Consider the following 18,268-nt stretch of genomic DNA (forward strand, 5'->3'; position numbering starts at 1 on the left):
TCAGCCGATGTCGCGACGCCGGAACGAGAACCATCCGACCAGCACGAGCACACCGGCGACGCACAGCATCACCACCACCGGCAGCCATCGCATCGGCTCCACCGGAACCAGCGGGACGTGGGTGAACGGCGAGAGGTCGTCGACCCACTGCGGCAGGTTGAACATCCCCGACAGCGGACCGAGGAGCAGGGCGACGACCACCACCGGCCACCCCAGGTGCACCAGCACGGGCGCCACCGCATAGAGCGCCACCACCAGTGCGCCGATGACGAACATCGCCGGAAGCTGGACCGCGGCGATCTGCGCCTGCTGCGCGGCGGGCGTGGCCCAACCACCGCCGGCGATGCCGTTGCCGACGACGATGCACACCGCGGTGACGACCATCGCCGCCACCAGCCCGCCACCGGCGACGAGCGCGTAGGCCACGAAGTACCGACCACGCGCCGTCGGGGTCGCGAGCACGGCTTCGGCGCGGCCCGAGGCCTCCTCGGTGCGCATCCGTTCGGCGAGGGTGACCGCCCACGCGCCGGCCGCGACGGCGAGGATCGAGGTCATCGTCACCGCGAACACGGTGCTCAGAGCGATGCCGCCCAGACGTGCCGACAGTACGTCGGTGACCAGTTGATTCCCTTGTGCCAGTTGATTGACCGACGGTCCCAAGAAACCGACGACGAGCGCGTACACACCGAGTCCACCGAGCCATGACCGAAGCAGCGGCGTCGAGGTCTGCGCGACCATTGCCTCCACGTTCAGCAGCCGGTCGGTGCCCGCGGGGCCGGGTCGCGGGGCGATGAGGCCGCCGCCGAAATCGCGATGGCCGGCCACCCAGCCCGCAGCGGCACCACAGCAGGCCAGCACCGCGAGGTCCGCCAGCAGCGGCCACACATTGTTGGCGCCGAACGGGTCCATCACCTGCGCCCAGCCGACCGGGCTGATCCAGCGCAGCCACCGCAGGTCGCCGGTGGCGTCCGGGATTCCGCGCAGCAGATAGCCGATGAGGACGACCGAGGCGCCGACGAGATTGCCGATGTGCCCGGTCGCGGCCACCTGCGCGGTCAGCAGTCCCACGCCGACCGCGGCGAGCGCGGTGCCGGCGTACTGGGCGAAGACGATGCCGACCGACGCGGCGTCCGCGCCGAAACCGAAGAGCATCAACGACATCGGCGCCGCCACCACGATCCCGAACAGCGACGCCACACTGGCCGCCGCCGCGGTCGGCGCGAGCGGCCCGACCACCCCGGACCGGATCAGTTCGGCACGACCGAGCTCTTCCTCCCGGCGGGTCTGGCGCACCACCATCAACACCGTGCACACGCCGAGCGCGGCGATCATGAAAAGTCCTGCGCGCCAGACGGTTGCCGAGGCGACGGACTGGATATGCACGGTGTCGCCGAGCAGCAAACGGAAGGCGGCGTTGGCCCCCGGACCGGCCGCCAGCATGCGTCGTTTCTCCGGCGTTCCGTAGGCCGAGGCGATCGAGGCCGCCGTCGCCAGGTTGACCAACACGAAGATGACCACCGTGACCGGCGCCAGTATCCATTCGCGCCGCAGCGCCAGCCCGAACAGCAGCCGGTAGCCGGTGATCACCGGGCTTCCAGACGTTCACCGTAGGCATGCAGGAACAATTCCTCCAGGCTCGGCGGGGTCACCGCCAGCGTACGCACGTCACGATCGGCCAGTTCCCTTGTCACCGCCACCAATCCGGTGTCATCGACGGTGAAGGTGACCTCGCCGTCGGCGCGCTGCTCGAAGTCGTGGACACCGGCCACCGCGGCCAGGTCGGCGGAGTCGCCGGCGACGGTCGCGGTCACCCGGGAGCGCCGCAGGTGCCGCAACTCGCGCAGCGCCCCGGACTGGACAGTGCGGCCATCCCGGATGATCGTCACTGTGTCGCAGAGCTGTTCGACCTCGGCGAGAATGTGACTCGACATCAGCACCGCCGATCCCTGTGCAGCACAATCCCGTACGCATTCGGTGAACTGATGGGTCATCAGCGGATCGAGTCCCGACGTGGGCTCGTCGAGGATGAGCAACTCCGTGTCGGCGGCCAGCGCGGCGATCAGGGCCACCTTCTGTCGATTGCCCTTGGAGTAGGTGGACGCCTTCTTCGTCGGATCGAGGTCGAAGCGATCGATGAGTTCGGCTCGGCGAGATGCCGATTCGGCTCGGATACCCCGCAGCGACAACAGCAGATCGATACATTGGCCGCCGGTCAGCTGCGGCCAGAGGTTAACATCCCCGGGTACGTAGGCCAGACGCGAATGGATCGCGACGGCGTCGGCGTGCGGGTCGGCGCCGAAGACGCGCACCGTGCCGCCCTCGTATCGGTAAAGCCCGAGCAGCACCCGGATGGTTGTCGACTTCCCGGCGCCGTTGGGTCCGAGGAAACCCGCAACCTCACCGGGGCGCACCGTCAGGTCCAGTCCGTCGAGAACCCGGAAGGAGCCGAAATGCTTTGTCAGCCCGGCAACATCGATCACCGGGTCGGGCGAGCCGACTCGGCCCTCAGGTGCATCGGTCATCGTCGTCCTCCTGGTTTGTCGTCCTGATGACGCAGCACGACGTCGAGTAGTGAGTCGTCGGCCATGACACCGTGGACCGCGAGTTCGGTCGCCGGGATCACCACCCGGTCGGTGTGCGAACGCAGGATCGCCCCGGCATCCGACCAGTCCTCCGGCGGATTCATCACGAGGTCGACCAGCAGCGCGCCGAGGGACTGGGCGAGGAGATAGCGTGCTCGGGCCGCCTCGTCGCGGGAGGGTCTGATCGTCCCATCGGCGACGCCGGCCCGAAGGGTGACCTCGGCATCGGCGGCGAGCTGTTCGAGCAGCTCGCGCGCCATCCCTCCCCCGGCCTGCAGGCTCCGGATGAGGTAGACCATGCGCGGCCCCTGCTCCTCGAGCGTGTCCATCTGGGCCAGGATCGACGCGAAAGCCGGTGCACCCGGCGATCTCTCGAGGCTCTCCCGATTCGCCTCACGGGTCTGGCGCAGCACGTGGGCGTCACATTCGCGACGCAACGCGTCCTTGCTCCCGAAATGGTGGATCACCAGACCCGGACTGACTCCCGCGGCCTCGGCGATCGCACGCACCGGGGCCCCGAAGCCGGACCGCGCGAATACCTCGATCGCGGTGTCGCGTAGACGGGCGCGGGTGGTGCGATCGTCCACATCCCCGTCAACACCACCCGGCGCTAAACGCTTGTTCAGCACACTAAACGTGCGTTCAGCACCGCGTCAAGGACTCAGGGGACCGGGGCGATCACCGCCGAGATGCGGTTCACTGACTCCGTGGCCGTCACCGTGCATTGGATCCCGCTGGGTGCAGGCGGGCGGGTCGTCGCCCGGTCTGGCAGGCTCTATGAGCTCCTGTACGCGCGTCGGCATCGGTGTCCACGCCGACAACTCGTTCACGCGGCGCTCACCGTCGATCATGACGGTGAGCGGTGGGTGGTCGAACAGGCACCTGCCTGGGGCAACGGCCCGGGGGACCGCGGAGTGGTCGTGAACGGTCCCGTGGGACTCCGATCACTCGGGCGCTCGGCGCTCTTCCGTTACGAGGTGCGGTGTTGGCGCTCCGGGGTCATCGACGATCTCGGTTCTGCACTCGCCGACCATGTTGTCGCCGTGGCCGACGACGTCGCGGCGCTCATCGTGGCGGCAGTAGCCGACGTGCCGGCACTCACGTGGGGGCGACGGCCTCCGGGGACTGCCGAGATGTGGAATTCCAACTCGGTTGCGGCCTGGCTGTTGGTCACGGCAGGCATCCTTGCGGCCGACGACACCGACGTCCCCGGCCTCCCCGCACATTGCCGCGCACCGGGCTGGGGTTCGGGCCTGGACGTCGCACGCCGATGACGCGAGTGCGAACCACAGGGCGTCTTCGATGAGGAGTCACGGACGGGGCAGACCGTAGTGGCGAGGGCCACAGCCCTAGAATTGCGCCCATGAGCGACGCCGCCACCCCGATCACCCTTCCCGCCGACCTGCTGCCCGCCGACGGACGTTTCGGTTGTGGACCGTCCAAGGTGCGACCGGAGCAGTTGCAGTCCCTCGTCGACATCGGCGCCTCGGTGATCGGCACCAGCCACCGTCAGGCCCCGGTGAAGAACGTGGTGGGCTCGGTGCGCGAAGGACTGTCGCAGCTGTTCGCCCTCCCCGACGGCTACGAGATCGTGCTGTCCAACGGCGGCACCACCGCCTTCTGGGATGCCGCGTCGTTCGGCCTGATCAAGCGCCGCTCCCTGCACCTGACCTACGGTGAGTTCTCGTCGAAGTTCGCCACCGTCGCCAAGAAGGCACCGTTCCTCGATTCCCCCGCGGTGATCTCGACCGATCCCGGTACCGCACCCGACCCGGCCGCGCTGACCGCCGACGACTTCGGTGGCGTCGACCTGATCGGCTGGGCCCACAACGAGACCTCGACGGGTGTCGCGGTGCCGGTCACCCGCCCCGACGGCGCCGACGACGCGCTGATCGCCATCGACGCGACCTCCGGCGCCGGCGGACTGCCCGTCGACATCGCCGCAACCGATATCTACTACTTCGCCCCGCAGAAGTGCTTCGCCGCCGACGGCGGCATCTGGCTCGCGGCGATGAGCCCGGCAGCCCTCTCGCGCATTGAGCAGATCGCCGGCACCGACCGCTGGTGCCCGGAATTCCTGTCGCTGCCGACCGCGGTCGACAACAGTCGCAAGAACCAGACCTACAACACCCCGGCGCTGTCGACATTGCTGTTGCTGGACAACCAGATCCAGTGGATGCTCGGCAACGGCGGCTTGGACTGGTGCGTCTCGCGCACCGCCGATTCGAGTTCGCGCCTGTACTCCTGGGCCGAGAAGTCGGAATTCGCAACGCCGTTCGTCACCGACCCGACCCTGCGCAGCCAGGTCGTCGGCACCATCGACTTCGACGACGAGATCGATGCGGCCGCCGTCGCCAAGACCCTGCGCGCCAACGGCGTCGTCGACACCGAGCCGTACCGCAAGTTGGGCCGAAACCAGTTGCGAATCGGGATGTTTCCGGCAATCGACCCCGACGACGTCAGCAAGCTCACCGCGAGCATCGACTACATCGTCGAGCGCCTGTAACCGACAAGCGCATACTCGATGAGGTGACCACCAGCCAGCCCAGTCATCTCGATCGCCGGCGAGCCGAATCCTTCGGTCCGGTCGCCGACGCCTACGACCGCTACCGGCCGCCGTTCCCGCCTGAGGTCATCGAGCGACTCCTGCCCGTCCCGGGCATGACGGTGCTCGACGTCGGCGCGGGCACCGGCATGGTCTCGGCGCCGATGGCCGCGGCCGGCGCGAACGTGCTCGCCGTCGAACCCGACCCACTGATGGCCGAGAAGGCCCGCGCGAAGGGCATCGTCGTCGAAGAGGCAACCTTCGAGGAATGGGACGCGCGCGGACGCACCTTCGATCTCGTGGTCTTCGCCCGCTCGTTCCACTGGGTCGATCCGCAGGTCGCACTCGCCCGCATCCCCTCGCTGCTCAACCCCGACGGCCGCCTGGCCCTGCTGTGGAACCGCGCGGCGGCCGTCGAGCCCTCGGAGGCACGGATCCGCGAGATCTACCGGGAGGTGTGCGGCGCGGACGCGGTGCCGACCACCCGGGAGGCATCGCGCGCCGAGGACCGCGCGCACGAGTTGCTGACGAGCGCCGGACTCACGCCGACGATCGATCGATTCGCCGTGGAGACCCACGTGAGCACCGAGGATTACGTGAACCTGGCGTTCACCTATTCGCGCCAGCTCACCCTCGATGCGGACACCGCGGCGCGGTTGCGTTCCCGCCTCACCGAGTTCCTCGGTCCCGACGGGGTACGCGTGCGCAACAGCACCGTGGCGCTCGTGTGCCGAGTGCCCGCGGCAGCCTGACCGAGCGGGCCCACACGCTACGCTGGAGCACATACGTCCCATCCGACGCATGGGTCACGTCCGCCACTGTCGGGCTGAACTGCGCGTTTCCGCCGTACCGCCGAGCGACTCCGGCCCGCGTGTCCGGCCCGATCCGCGACGTTCGGTGGTCTAACCTGGCCACAATGCCCGCACTCGTGGTCAACCGGAGGAGGAGCAGATGCGTGAACTTCGAGTGGTCGGTGTGGACGCCGGCGGCTCCCGAGTCATCTGCCAAGACGTCGAGTCGGGTGAGAAGTTCTCCATCGCCGCCGATGAACGCCTCCGCGCCGCCGCCCGCGGCGACCTGTCCCGCCTCGGACAGATCGAGATCGAGATGACCAGCTCGCTGCGGCCACGCGAGATCCAGTCCCGCATCCGGGCCGGCGCCACCGTCGCCGAGGTCGCCGCCATCGCCGGGGTCAGCACCGACAAGATCGAACGATTCGCCCACCCGGTACTGCTCGAACGCAGCCGGGCCGCCGAACTCGCCGCGCTGGCACATCCCCTGCGTCACGACGGACCCTCGGAACTCACCCTCGGCGACGTCACCACCGAGGGGCTCGTCGCATTCGGACAGAATCCGTCGGAGGCGACGTGGGACGCCTGGAAGGGCGAGGACGGCTATTGGGCGGTGCAGATCGCCTGGCAGGTCGGCCACACCGAGCATCGTGCGCACTGGCGGTATCACCCCGGTGCGCACGGCGGAACCGCCGACCCGCTCGACGACCTCGCCGAGGAACTGACCCACCCGGAACTGATCGAGCCGCGCCGGCGCCTGACACCCGTGGCGACCCCGGTCATCACGCCGGTTCCCGCGCCCGTCGTCGACGTCGACGATGCGGGCCGCGAGCAGGTCACCCTCGACGCCGACTCGATCATCGGCGCCCAGCGCAGCCGCCACGATCCCGCGCATGCCCCCTTCGACGAGCACGGCACCTACGCACTGGACTTCGACTCCGCAGACCCGAACGGCACAGACCAGCACGGGCGTCACCGCGACGACGTCGACGACCTCACCGAACCCTCGGCGACCCCCGGCGACGTCGCGGCGGCCGAGGACGCCGACAGCCACGCCGACGACGCCGACAGCACCGACGACTCGGCGCACGACACCGAGGACGCACCGCCCGCACCGACCCCGGTCAATGCGCAGCGTCGGCGCAAGTCACGCAAACCACCGGTACCTGCCTGGGAGGACGTCCTGCTGGGTGTCCGTAGCAATCCGAACAGCTGAGGGGGACGATGTCGGCGCGCGCAGTCACACTCTGGTTCATCGATACCGATGATCCTGCGCGAGTGATTCGTGACGGAGTCACCAACGACGTGACCGCTGCCGGACGCCTGGCGTCGGCGATCTACGGCGACAGCGTCCTGCTGCCGATGGTCGACACCGACCTGGCGTCGGCGGTGGGTGCGACGGACTCGCACGTCTACGCCGGTTATTACGGACCGCTGACCGTGTTGTCGTGCTCGTTGTTCGCCACCGAGCGGCCCAGCACACTCACGCGGACGATTGCGTCGATCCAGCGCAGTGCCGCGGCCACGGTGCTCTACACCGATCCGGCCACCGGAACCGGCGCCTTCGCCCGATGGGAGAACGGCGAACTGCGCCGCTCGTTCTCGGCGACCCCGGTGGACTACTTCGAGGACGAGGGCGTCCCCTTCGGATTCGAGGGACCGTTCTGGGGCGGCGAACATCCGCTGCGCTACGCCGACGGGGTGGCCCCCGATCCGCTGGCCCTGCCGTTTCACCCGCAGCAACTCGCCGAGGAATCCAACCGGGCCTGGCTCGGCTTCCGCTTCACCCATCCCCTCGCGCCGACCGACTCCGATCCGGCCCGAATCCCGGTGACCGCGTTCGCCATTCATCCGGCGGACTACCAACCGACGAGCGAGGACATCGAGCGCTACCACGCCGCGTCACGTGCGCGGGTGACACCATCCCCGACGCCCGACGAGCAGGCCGCTGATGAACCGAAGCGCGGCCGTGGCCGTCTGGCTCGATACTTCGGTTTCGGCGGATCCTGACACCTCGGTCACCGCAACGGCTTTCGCTGTCGCCACGACATGGCGAGTCGCTACGACATGGCGAACAGGGCGATTCCCGAACCGACCCCGGCGAGCAGCCCGGTGAGCGCACCCCACACGATCCACCGCCACACCGGGCGAAACCTGAAGTCCCACAACGTCCACGCACTCGCCGGCGCCAGTACGAAGATGGCGACGAGACCGACGCCGTGCGCGAGCGACTCGGCCAGACTGTAGACCCCGACGGTCACCAGGGAGCAGAAGGCCACGGCCACCGCGCTGACGAGCAGCCCGAGTGTCCACGGCGTCGGCTCGTGGCGGCGCCACGGCTCGAGGTCGGCGCCGTCGGCCGACCCAGCGATCACCCGCTGCGCCTCCGGGATGTACATCGTCCACGCGGGGGTGCGGTCGGTGGTGCGCTCACCCGAATCGCTCATTGCCCCATCGTGCCCGACCGGACGCGCTCGTAGAAGGCAATCGCCGCCGCGGTGGCGACATTGAGTGAGTCGGTGCCCCGACTCATCGGGATCCGGGCCTGCACATGGGTGGCGCGCATGGTGGCCCTGGCCAGTCCCGGGCCCTCGGCGCCGACGAGGAACGCGACGCGCTCGGCGTCCACCACCTCGGCCAGCACCGCGGCCTGCGGGTCCGGGGTCAGCGACACCGTGGTGAAACCGTGCCGGTGCACGTCGTCGAGCCCCGCGGGCCACTGGTCGAACTGCGCGGACGGCACCAGCAGGGCGTGCCCCATCGACACCCGCACGCTGCGCCGATAGAGCGGATCGGCACAACCCGACCCGAACAGGACGGCATCGACACCGAGCCCCGCGGCATTGCGGAAGATCGACCCGATGTTCTCGTGGTCGTTGACGCCTTCGAGGATCGCCACTGTCCGCGCGCCGGCGAGCACCTCATCGACCTGCAGCACCGGCGGCCGTCGGGCCACACTCAGGACACCGCGATTGAGGTGGAAACCGACGACCTCGGCCATCACCTCGGCAGTCGCCCGGTAGAACGGGACGGCGGGGTCGGTGTTCCCTGCCCCAGTGTCATCCGGCCCGACCACCCGCACATCGTCGGCGAGTTCGTCGAGTCGCCGCGAAACCCCGAGGAAGGCGTGCGGGGTGAAGCGGGAGGCGATCATCCGTTGGGCAACGAGGACGCCCTCGGCGATGACCAGACCCCGGCCTCGCCGGCCGCCGGGCAGAGCGGGCAGATCCGGGCGCCGGTCGACCGAGTTGAGGTCGCGGAAGTCGTCGACCCGCTCGTCGGCGGGATCGTCGATGTCGATCACCCGCACCGGCAGGCGGTCGGTCGGCGCGGGGCTCGAGGGGACAGGGTTGGGGGGCACGGAAGGGGAAGGCGCGTCGGACACAACCAGTCAGTCTGCCAAAGCCGCAGCCGGGGGCACTCGCCGATTCGAACCCGACGGGCCCGGTGACGAGTCCGGTATGACAACGTGGAGTCGTGAACAGTGCCGATGCCACGATCGACCATCTGAGCCTGAACCGCGCCACCGACGACGACTGGGACGACATCATCGCCGCCGACGCCCGGGCGTTCGCGATGCGCAACCCCATTCCCGACGACGAGCGAAATGACCTGCGCGCCAAGGTCTCCGATTCCGACGTCATCGTCGTCCGGGATACCGAGGTGCCGTCGGTGCCGTTGGTCGGGGTGTCGATGTTCTACCGGATGTCGATGACGCTGCCCGGCGGGACCGTCGCCGATGCGGCCGGACTGTCGTGGGTGTCGGTGGCCGCGACCCATCGTCGTCGCGGCATTTTGCGGCGGATGCTCACCGACTTGACCGGCCAGTGGATCGACGAAGGCCAGACCTTCGCCATCCTCACCGCATCGGAGGGCACCATCTACGAGCGCTTCGGCTTCGGGCCTGCGTGCTTCGCGCACTCGATCCGCATCGGGTCATCGGCGCGGATGCGGGCCGAGCAGCCGGCCCACGCCACGGTGCGCTTCGCCGACCCCGACGAGGTGGCGGCCGCCGTCGCCGACATCCATCACCGGTGGACCGCGACCCGACCGGGCGCCCTCGCACGCACCGAGCAGTGGTGGGCGCCGATCCTGGCCGACCGCGACTCCGAACGCCCGCCGGCCGCGAGCGGGTTGCACTACCTGCTGCACGACGACGGGTACGCGAGCTACCGGGTGTTCAAGGGCGTCGCCGACGGCGAGGTGCACGCCGAGGTCGAGGAGGTCGTGGCGGTCACTGAAGACGCCCACACCGATCTGTGGCGGGTGTTGATCTCCCTCGACCTCATACCGACCCTGCACGCGTCCATCCCCGTCGACGATCCCCTTCCGCGCAAGCTACTGAACCTGCGTTCGGTCGAGGTGACCGGTCTCGTCGACAAGATGTGGTTGCGCATCCTCGACGTGCCCGCAGCGCTCGGCGCACGCAGATTCGGCGCCGATCTCGACGTGGTGCTCGAGGTGGCCGATCGCTTCGCCGGGCGCGGCGGAACCTTTGCCCTCACCGTGCGTGGCGGTGCCGCGGTCGTGGTGCGCACCGAGGCGCAACCGACTGTGCGACTGGACACCTCGGTGCTCTCCAGCCTCTACCTCGGCGGGATCTCCGCGCACGAGTTCGCCGCGGCGGGCCGCCTGTGGACCGATTCGCCGGCCACGCTCGACGCACTGGACCGGGCGTTCGCGACGACCCGAGCACCATTCGCCGGCACCTTCTTCTGACCCCGGCCCCAGACCCGCGACCGAGCGGGATCAGCTGTCGCCGGAGATGATCCGTTCGAGGATCGGCACGGCGGCGCCCAATGTCGCACGTTCCTCGTCGGAGAGCTCGGCGAGCCGATCGTTGAGCCAGGCCTTGCGGGCGGCCACCTCGTTGGCGATGACCCGCTCCCCCGCCGGGGCCAAGGTGACAATGGCCTGCCGACCGTCGGTGGGGTGCGCCTCACGCTTGATCATGCCCAAATCGGCGAGGGAGGCGATGACCCGCGTCATCGACGGCGGTTTGACGCGTTCGGCCGCGGCGAGCGCACCCGGCGACATCGACCCCTCGTGATAGAGGGTGTTCAGCGCCGAGAGCTGCGTCAACGACACGAGTTCGTTGTCGCGACGCAGTCGCAGCCGCCGGGCCATACGTACGATCGCGAGCGACAGCGACCCGGCCAGCCGTTCGTCACCCTCAACAACAAGCTCCACGACGCAAATATTATGTTCTTCTCAGGAATTCCGCAGCACCGTGGCGAGAATGTCGCTCCTATGGACCACAGAGGTCCTCACATGTGCGCGAGTCCCGTCGCGAAGGCCACGTGGCGCTCCCGCGATTCTTCCCCAAGCAATCCCTTCCTCCGCAAGAAATTTCGCGGGGAAGAACGAAAGAGTAGGGGAAGAACACTCTTCCCCTACTCTTCGTGGGTCGTACGAGCCGATCGGAGACGAGGCAGTGCGCGCATGAGTGCGGTCCTCAGCCGAGGAGATCGGAGATCGGCTGCCGCGCGAAGTAGGCGACGAAGACGATGGCCACCAGCCACATCAGCGGATGCACGGTGCGCGCCTTGCCCGCCGCGGTCGCCATCACCACCCAGCTGATGAAGCCGACGCCGATGCCGTTGGCGATCGAGTAGGTGAACGGCATGGTGACGATCGTCAGGAAGGTCGGCAGCGCGATCGCGAAGTTCGTGAAGTCGATGCTGCGCACCTGCGCGATCATCAGTCCGCCGACGATCACCAGTGCCGGCGCGACGGCCTCACTCGGGATGACCTCGTAGACCGGGGTGAAGAACATCGCCGCGAGGAACAGCACGCCGGTGACGATGTTGGCCAGACCGGTCCGCGCGCCCTCGGCGATACCCGACGCCGATTCGACGAAGACGGTGTTCGACGACGACGACGCGACACCACCGGCAATCGCACCGGTGCCCTCCACCACCAGTGCCCGTCCGATGCCGGGCAGATTGCCCTTGGCGTCGGCCAGCCCGGCCTCCTTGCCGAGGCCGGTCATCGTGCCCATCGCGTCGAAGAAGTTCGACAGCACCAGCGCGAACACGAGCACGCAAGCGGCGAGCACACCGACGCGGGTGAAGGCGCCGAACAGGTCGACGTCACCGACGAGGCTCAGATTCGGTAGTCCACCGAGTGAGTGCGGGATCTCGGGCACCGACAATCCCCAGCCGCCGGGCTTGGTGGCACCCGATCCGAGGTGCAGGACCGACTCCAGGATGAGCGAGGCGACCGCGGTCACCGCGATACCGATGAGCAGTCCGCCGGGGACCCGTCGGACCACCAGCACGCCCATCAGCAGCACGCCGAGCACGAACACCAGCGTGGGGATGGTGGTGATCGAGTTGCCACTGCCCAGTTGCACCGGCACCGTCGTCCCGGCGGCGTCGGGGATGCGCCGGACGAAGCCGGCGTCGACGAATCCGACGAACGCGATGAAGGCGCCGATACCCGCGGCGATGGCCGCTTTCAGTTCGGCCGGAACGGCATTGAACACCGCGGTACGGAACCCGGTGACCGCGAGCAACACGATGATGATGCCGTCGATCACGACCAGACCCATCGCCTCGGGCCACGTCATCTGCGGCGCGATGGTCACCGCGAGCAGGCTGTTGATCCCGAGGCCGGTGGCGATCGCGAACGGATAGTTGGCGACGAGACCGAAGATGATCGACATGACGCCGGCGACGAGCGCGGTCACGGCGGCGACCTGGGCGATCGGCAACACGTGCCCGAGCGCGTCGGCGTTGTGCGGCTCGCCGGGGATGCCGCCGATGATAATCGGGTTGAGCACCACGATGTAGGCCATCGTGAAGAAGGTGACCAGGCCGCCGCGGAACTCCCGACCCAACGTCGACCCGCGCTCGGAGATCTTGAAGAAACGGTCGAGCGCGCCCGTCGACCGGGCGCTCTTCTGCGTCGACCGGGCGCTGGATTCCGTCGACTGGGCGGGAGTCGGTTTCGGGGGCTGACTCGAGGAATCGGTGGACACACCGGAAAGCTACCCTGAAGCCCATGTCCGACGCAGCAACCGTGCCCGAACTGCCCCGTGCCCTGCGCGCGCCCGAGCCGGTGATCATCGTCGGGATGCTGGCGTGGCTGATCGCCACGATCGTCGTCGGCGTGTCCGGATGGGGTGGGGGGCGAACGCTCGCGGTCTGCCTCACCGGCCTCGGCGTGGGGGTGCTGGGGACGCTGGTCTTCCTGATCCAGCGCAGGGCATCGCGACGCGGCGAGAAGACCGCGCAGCGGGGACTCGACTGACCGGCCGGCTCGACGGACTCGCGAACTCGGTCAGTCGGGCACCCGGATCAACCCCGAGGCCAACGCTGCCACCGATCGTCCCGCCGCGCGAATCGGGTCCCCCGATCGCAACGTCCGGGCGAGAACAAAGGCACCTTCCAGCGCGCCGATGACCGCCAACGCCAAGGTGCGGGCATCGGCGTCGGACATTCCGCGGGTCGCGAACAGCGCGGTGCCGGCCTCAATCCACGATGTGAACACCTCGGCCGCGACCTCGCGGAGGGCCGGCTCGGCGTCGGCGACCTCACCGGCCACGGTGCCGACCGGGCACATGTTGATCCACCCGGACCGCTCGATATCGTCGGCGGCCTCGTCGAAGGCGGACGTGATGACGTCGGGCAGAGCGCCCTCGACCGCCAGCAATCCGCCGACCAATTGCAGGCAGGCAGCACCCATCTGGCGCAGCGCCGACGCCGCGACCTCACGTTTGCCGCCGGGAAAGTGATGATAAAGCGAGCCGTTCGGGGCTCCCGACGATTCGAGGACCTTCTTGATCGCCGAACCCGCGTAGCCGTTGCGCCGAAGCGACTCCCCCATCGCCACGGTGATCCGCTCGTCATTTCGCATCTTCACATCGTAGAACAATTGCTCTAGAGTAAATGCTCTGGAGCACTCGCTCCAACCCCGATCGTCGAGGAGATGCCGTGAACACCACCGCCCCGTCCGTGCGTCGGGTGGAGATCCCCGCCGGAACCATCGAATACCTCGACGAAGGAGCGGGTGCACCCGTCGTCCTGCTGCACGGACTGTTCATGGATGAGGCACTGTGGGACCCGGTGATGGCACACCTGCCCAACGGCTTTCGCTATATCCGGCCGGCTTGCCGCTCGGCGCCCACCGCGTCGCGATGAACCGCGACGCCGACCTGACGATGCCGGGCATGGTCGCCCTGCTCGCCGACTTCCTCGACGCCCTCGACCTGCGCGAGGTCACCCTCGTCCACACCGACTGGGGCGGAGGACTGTTCCTCACCGCCGCCGGGCGCGACGAGCGCGTCGGCGCGATGGTCATCCTTCCCTGCGAGGCGTTCGAGAACTTCCCACCGGGACTGCCCGGCAAGATGGCGACGATCGCGGCCCGACTCCCCGGCGGCCTCACCCTCGCCGCCCGCCAGCTGCGCAACAGCCGCCTGCGCAGGCTCCCGATGGTGTTCGGCCAGATGACGCACCGGCCGATCGCCGACGAGCTGGCGCGGCGTTGGACCGAGCCGGTGCTCACGACCCCCGGCATCGCAGCCGACCTGGCTTCTTATGCCGCAACACATTTCGACCGGCGAGAACTCATCGCCGACACCGAGGCGCTCGCGCGATTCACCGGCCACGCACTGGTGCTCTGGTCCCCCGACAACCGCGTCATGCCGCCGGCACACGGGCGCCGCCTCGCCGAACTGATTCCCGGTGCGCGCTACGCCGAGATCGCCGATGCCGCGGTCCTGCTGACCCTCGACGCCCCGGTCGTCGTGGGTCACGAGATCAGCGCCTTCCTCACCGGGAATTGACCGTCATCCCGTGATTGATTCAGCGTGATCGATTCCCCGTGACCGACCTCTTGTCGATGTGACCCTTGACACGCTCCGATTAATGAATGTACGTTCATTCATCATGAAGAGTTGATCACCCGATCACAACCGACGATTCGACGAGGAGCATCCGCCATGAGCTACGAGGACATCGAGTACACCGTCGAGGGGCCGGCCGCGATCATCACGATGAACCGACCCAAGCGCTACAACGCCTTTCGCGCCAAGACCGTGGAAGAGATGATCAACGCCTTCCGCCGCGCCTGGGCGGATTCCTCCGTGCAGGCCGTCATCCTCACCGGTGCCGGCGACAAGGCGTTCTGCACCGGCGGCGACGTCAAGCAGCGCGCCGAGACCGGCGACTACGGCCCGTCGGAGAGCGGGATGTTCGAGATCGGCAACCTGCACAAGACGATTCGTGACATCCCCAAGCCGGTCATCGCCGCCGTCAACGGCCTCGCCATCGGCGGCGGCCACGTGCTGCACGTCCTGTGCGACCTCACCATCGCCGCCGACACCGCGCGCTTCGGCCAGTCCGGCCCCAAGGTCGGGTCCTTCGACGCCGGCTTCGGATCGGCCTTCCTCGCCCGCGTCGTCGGGGAGAAGCGGGCCCGCGAGATCTGGTACCTGTGCCGCCAGTACGACGCACAGACCGCCGAGCGCTGGGGACTGGTCAACTGGGTCGTCCCGGCTGCCGACCTCCTCGACGAGGCCAAGAAGATCGCCGGCGAGATCGCCGAGAAGTCACCCACCGCGATCCGGGTCCTCAAGCAGAGCTTCAACGCCGACACCGATCACCAGGCGGGACTGTCGAACATGGCGATGAGCGCTCTCGATCTGTTCACCCACCACACCGAGGAAGGTGCCGAGGGCGCCGCGGCTTTCGCCGAGAAGCGCATGCCCGAATTCAACAAATTCGCCGCCATCTGAGCCCGCAGCCGACTCCGCCTCGACTCCCCGCACTCGACTCCCCACGAAGGACGCACACCTCATGAGCAGCACCAACATCGCGGTCGTCACCGGCGCCGCCTCGGGTATCGGCAAGGCCATCGCCCTGGCCTTTGCCGAACAGGGCACGACCGTCATCGCCGCCGACCTCAATCTCGACGCCGCCAAGCAGACGGCCGCGCAGAACCCCGCCATCGTGCCGATGAGCGTCGACGTCTCCGATCGCGCGCAGGTCGACGCACTCCGCGAGGCGGTCAACGCCGAGGTCGGCGTCCCGGACATCCTCGTCAATGCCGCGGGCTGGGACCGCACCGATCAATTCCTCAATGCCACACCGGAATTCGCCGAGAAGGTGGTGGCCATCAACTATCTCGGACCGGTGCACATGGCCAGCGCCTTCCTGCCCGGCATGGTCGAGGCGTCGGCGTCGGACGACTGGGCCGGCGGGCGTGTGATCAACCTGGCGTCCGACGCCGGGCGAGTCGGCAGTTCCGGAGAATCCATCTACGCCGGCGCCAAGGGTGGGGTCATCGCGCTCAGCAAGTCACTGGCCCGCGAGATGGCCCGACATCGGATCACCGTCAACGCGGTCTGCCCCGGACCCACCGACACCCCACTGTTCCAGGCACAGGACGAGAAACTCAAAGCCGCACTGATCAAGGCGATTCCGTTCCGCCGGCTCGCGCGCCCCGAAGAGGTCGCCGCACCCGTGCTGTTCTTCGCCTCCCCCGCAGCGTCGTTCATCACCGGCCAGGTGATCAGCGTCAGCGGCGGATTGACCATGGCCGGCTGAGGAATTCACCGAGCACCGAAAGATCTGACATGAGCACCAGCACCCCGCCCCGCGTCTACGACGCACATCAGTACCGTTCGTTCTTCGAGAACGAATTCACCTATCTGAACGGCTTCCGCCGCAACGTCTCCCGATATGCCGGCGCGGTCGCGATGATCGACCCCGTCACCGACACACAGTGGACCTACGCACAACTCGGGGCGGCCGTCGACGCACTGGCCGCCGGACTGGCCCACCGCGGCGTCGCCGACGGGGACGTGGTTGCCTACCAACTGTTCAACGGCCCCGAGTTCACCCAGCTCTACCTCGCCACTCAAGCCGCGGGCGCCGTCGGTTCGCCGGTCAACTTCCGGCTCGCCGCCGGCGAGACCGCGGTCATCCTCGACGTCAGCACCCCGAAGGTGTATGTCTACGACACCGACCTGACGCCGGTGGTCACCGAGGCGATCGCCCTGGCAGACCACACGCCGGAAATCCTGATCGGCGTGGGTACCGGCGCACTCGTCGACGGCCCGACGTCGTTGCGCTTCGACGACCTCCCGAGCGAGTCGGCGCCACCACGGGTCACTCGCACCGTCTTCGACGAGACCACCCGCCTCTACACCTCGGGAACCACCGGCATGCCCAAGGCGGTGCCGATGAACAGCGCGATCGAGATCTTCTCCGCTCACGACGTGATCATGCACTTCCCGCTGACGCCGGAGGACCGCACGCTCAACATGTCACCGTGGTTCCACCGCGGCGGACTCTATTGCGCGGGCCCCAATCCGACGTTCTATCTGGGATCGTCGCTGGTCCCGATGCGCGCCTTCGATGCCGAGACGACCCTGGACTGGGTGGAACGGTACCGCCTGACCTTCCTGATCGGCGCACCGACGAACCTCGCGATGCTGGCCACCGCGCAGCACGCCCGCCCGCGTGACCTGTCGAGCCTGCGCGGCATCGTCACCATGGGAGCACCGCTGGAACGCGAAGCAGCCCTGCGGTATCAGGAGATCCTGACGCCTCGCGTGTTCAACGGATACGGCAGCACCGAGGGATTCTGGAACACCTTCCTGCGTCCCACCGATCTACCCGCCCACGCCGGTACGGCCGGGCGCGCCTGCATCGACGACGACGTGCGCGTGGTCCGGGTCCACGACCACGGCCGGCTCGCGAGCCCCGACGAGGTGGTCGCCCGCGACGGCGCCGAGGTCGGTGAGGTGATCATCCGCTCGCCCAAATGCGCTGCCGCCTACTTCGATTCCCCACAGCAGGAGCAGGCCAAGTACAACGGCAGCTGGCTACACATCGGCGATCTGGCGACCTGGGATGCCGACGAGTTCGTCACGATCGTCGGCCGTAAGGACGACATGCTGATCTCCGGCGGCGAGAACGTGCACCCGGTGCAGGTCGAGGAGGCGCTCAACGGGCATCCGGCCGTTGCCGATTCGCTCGTCGTCGGAGTCCCCGACGATCGTTGGGGCCAACTCGTCGTCGCCTACGTCGTGCCCGCCGAGGGCGCCCACCCGACCGCCGACGAACTCGACGCCTACTGCCGTACCCACCCGATGCTCTCGCAGTTCAAACGGCCCCGCGCCTACCGGATCATCGACGCACTCCCGGTCTCGGCGACCGGGAAGAAGTTGCACTACAAGGCCACCACGTCGGCGGCATCGGAGATGGCCGCAGGAGAATTCGCCACCCCCGAACCCACACCCCACATCCAAGAACCCCAGGCTCAAGAACAAGGAGCGACTCCGTGAGCGCCACCACCTCCACCCCGAAGTTCTCCGCGATCGACCCGCTGAATCTCGA

18 protein-coding genes and 1 pseudogene are annotated in these 18,268 nt (G+C 68.3%); 11 read left to right on the plus strand and 8 right to left on the minus strand.

The window, feature by feature from the left end:
• Genes J6U32_RS23800 through J6U32_RS23810 form a run of 3 tightly spaced genes read right to left on the minus strand, consistent with a single transcriptional unit; the run spans position 1 to position 3,169 of the window.
• The gene (locus J6U32_RS23800; RefSeq protein WP_208792431.1) at positions 1 to 1,587 is read right to left on the minus strand and encodes an ABC transporter permease; all 1,587 of its coding nucleotides are present in this window, start codon (positions 1,585 to 1,587) and stop codon (positions 1 to 3) included.
• On the minus strand, positions 1,584 to 2,522 hold the full coding sequence (locus J6U32_RS23805) for an ABC transporter ATP-binding protein (protein ID WP_208792432.1): 939 nt from the start codon (positions 2,520 to 2,522) through the stop codon (positions 1,584 to 1,586). Before J6U32_RS23805 ends, J6U32_RS23800 begins: the two co-directional genes overlap by 4 nt.
• Positions 2,519 to 3,169, minus strand: a complete 651-nt coding sequence (locus J6U32_RS23810) for a TetR/AcrR family transcriptional regulator (RefSeq protein ID WP_208792433.1) — start codon at positions 3,167 to 3,169, stop codon at positions 2,519 to 2,521. Before J6U32_RS23810 ends, J6U32_RS23805 begins: the two co-directional genes overlap by 4 nt.
• A 102-nt stretch (positions 3,170 to 3,271) precedes the next feature.
• On the opposite strand from J6U32_RS23810, the gene J6U32_RS23815 reads away from it, so the two are divergent.
• The 5 genes from J6U32_RS23815 to J6U32_RS23835 all read left to right on the plus strand — a co-directional run bounded on the left by J6U32_RS23815 (position 3,272) and on the right by J6U32_RS23835 (position 7,928).
• Complete coding sequence (locus J6U32_RS23815; protein ID WP_208792434.1) at positions 3,272 to 3,856, plus strand: hypothetical protein; 585 nt, start codon at positions 3,272 to 3,274, stop codon at positions 3,854 to 3,856.
• A gap of 89 nt (positions 3,857 to 3,945) precedes the next feature.
• Complete coding sequence (serC, locus tag J6U32_RS23820) at positions 3,946 to 5,088, plus strand: phosphoserine transaminase (protein ID WP_208792435.1); 1,143 nt, start codon at positions 3,946 to 3,948, stop codon at positions 5,086 to 5,088.
• A 23-nt stretch (positions 5,089 to 5,111) separates the two neighbouring features.
• Positions 5,112 to 5,879: a class I SAM-dependent methyltransferase gene (locus J6U32_RS23825; RefSeq protein WP_208792436.1), complete on the plus strand. Its 768-nt coding sequence runs from the start codon at positions 5,112 to 5,114 to the stop codon at positions 5,877 to 5,879.
• 199 nt (positions 5,880 to 6,078) lie between these two features.
• Entirely contained in the window at positions 6,079 to 7,134 is a 1,056-nt protein-coding gene (gene sepH / locus J6U32_RS23830) for a septation protein SepH (RefSeq protein ID WP_208792437.1), read from the plus strand.
• A gap of 8 nt (positions 7,135 to 7,142) precedes the next feature.
• Entirely contained in the window at positions 7,143 to 7,928 is a 786-nt protein-coding gene (locus J6U32_RS23835) for a DUF6928 family protein (protein WP_208792438.1), read from the plus strand.
• Between the two features lie 50 nt (positions 7,929 to 7,978).
• Here J6U32_RS23835 and J6U32_RS23840 read toward each other — a convergent pair whose 3' ends face one another.
• Entirely contained in the window at positions 7,979 to 8,365 is a 387-nt protein-coding gene (locus J6U32_RS23840) for a DUF2537 domain-containing protein (RefSeq protein WP_208792439.1), read from the minus strand.
• Entirely contained in the window at positions 8,362 to 9,228 is an 867-nt protein-coding gene (locus J6U32_RS23845) for a TrmH family RNA methyltransferase (RefSeq protein ID WP_208796302.1), read from the minus strand. The genes J6U32_RS23840 and J6U32_RS23845 overlap by 4 nt, the downstream gene beginning before the upstream one ends.
• Before the next feature lie 167 nt (positions 9,229 to 9,395).
• Between J6U32_RS23845 and J6U32_RS23850 the strand changes: the two genes are divergently transcribed.
• Complete coding sequence (locus J6U32_RS23850) at positions 9,396 to 10,637, plus strand: GNAT family N-acetyltransferase (protein WP_208792440.1); 1,242 nt, start codon at positions 9,396 to 9,398, stop codon at positions 10,635 to 10,637.
• 30 nt (positions 10,638 to 10,667) lie between these two features.
• Here the strand turns inward: J6U32_RS23850 and J6U32_RS23855 are convergent, their stop codons facing one another.
• Positions 10,668 to 11,108, minus strand: coding sequence for a MarR family winged helix-turn-helix transcriptional regulator (locus tag J6U32_RS23855; protein ID WP_208792441.1), 441 nt, complete (start codon positions 11,106 to 11,108; stop codon positions 10,668 to 10,670).
• Between the two features lie 265 nt (positions 11,109 to 11,373).
• Positions 11,374 to 12,900: an NCS2 family permease gene (locus tag J6U32_RS23860; RefSeq protein ID WP_208792442.1), complete on the minus strand. Its 1,527-nt coding sequence runs from the start codon at positions 12,898 to 12,900 to the stop codon at positions 11,374 to 11,376.
• Positions 12,901 to 12,923: 23 nt separating this feature from the next.
• Here J6U32_RS23860 and J6U32_RS23865 point away from each other — a divergent pair, with 23 nt between their 5' ends.
• On the plus strand, positions 12,924 to 13,172 hold the full coding sequence (locus tag J6U32_RS23865) for a DUF2530 domain-containing protein (protein ID WP_006368207.1): 249 nt from the start codon (positions 12,924 to 12,926) through the stop codon (positions 13,170 to 13,172).
• 30 nt (positions 13,173 to 13,202) lie between these two features.
• Here the strand turns inward: J6U32_RS23865 and J6U32_RS23870 are convergent, their stop codons facing one another.
• The gene (locus J6U32_RS23870) at positions 13,203 to 13,778 is read right to left on the minus strand and encodes a TetR/AcrR family transcriptional regulator (RefSeq protein ID WP_244332325.1); all 576 of its coding nucleotides are present in this window, start codon (positions 13,776 to 13,778) and stop codon (positions 13,203 to 13,205) included.
• Positions 13,779 to 13,810: 32 nt separating this feature from the next.
• On the opposite strand from J6U32_RS23870, the pseudogene J6U32_RS23875 reads away from it, so the two are divergent.
• The 4 genes and pseudogenes from J6U32_RS23875 (at position 13,811) to J6U32_RS23890 (ending at position 18,216) form a co-directional block, all read left to right on the plus strand.
• Positions 13,811 to 14,709: pseudogene (locus J6U32_RS23875) on the plus strand (alpha/beta fold hydrolase).
• 156 nt (positions 14,710 to 14,865) lie between these two features.
• Positions 14,866 to 15,660: an enoyl-CoA hydratase-related protein gene (locus J6U32_RS23880; protein WP_208792443.1), complete on the plus strand. Its 795-nt coding sequence runs from the start codon at positions 14,866 to 14,868 to the stop codon at positions 15,658 to 15,660.
• A 61-nt stretch (positions 15,661 to 15,721) separates the two neighbouring features.
• A complete protein-coding gene (locus tag J6U32_RS23885) occupies positions 15,722 to 16,471 on the plus strand; it encodes an SDR family NAD(P)-dependent oxidoreductase (RefSeq protein WP_208792444.1) in 750 nt (249 codons plus the stop codon).
• A 29-nt stretch (positions 16,472 to 16,500) separates the two neighbouring features.
• Positions 16,501 to 18,216, plus strand: a complete 1,716-nt coding sequence (locus tag J6U32_RS23890) for a class I adenylate-forming enzyme family protein (RefSeq protein WP_208792445.1) — start codon at positions 16,501 to 16,503, stop codon at positions 18,214 to 18,216.
• Positions 18,217 to 18,268 lie beyond the last annotated feature (52 nt).

Origin of the sequence: Gordonia polyisoprenivorans (assembly GCF_017654315.1) — a bacterium.
Classification (GTDB): domain Bacteria; phylum Actinomycetota; class Actinomycetes; order Mycobacteriales; family Mycobacteriaceae; genus Gordonia; species Gordonia polyisoprenivorans_A.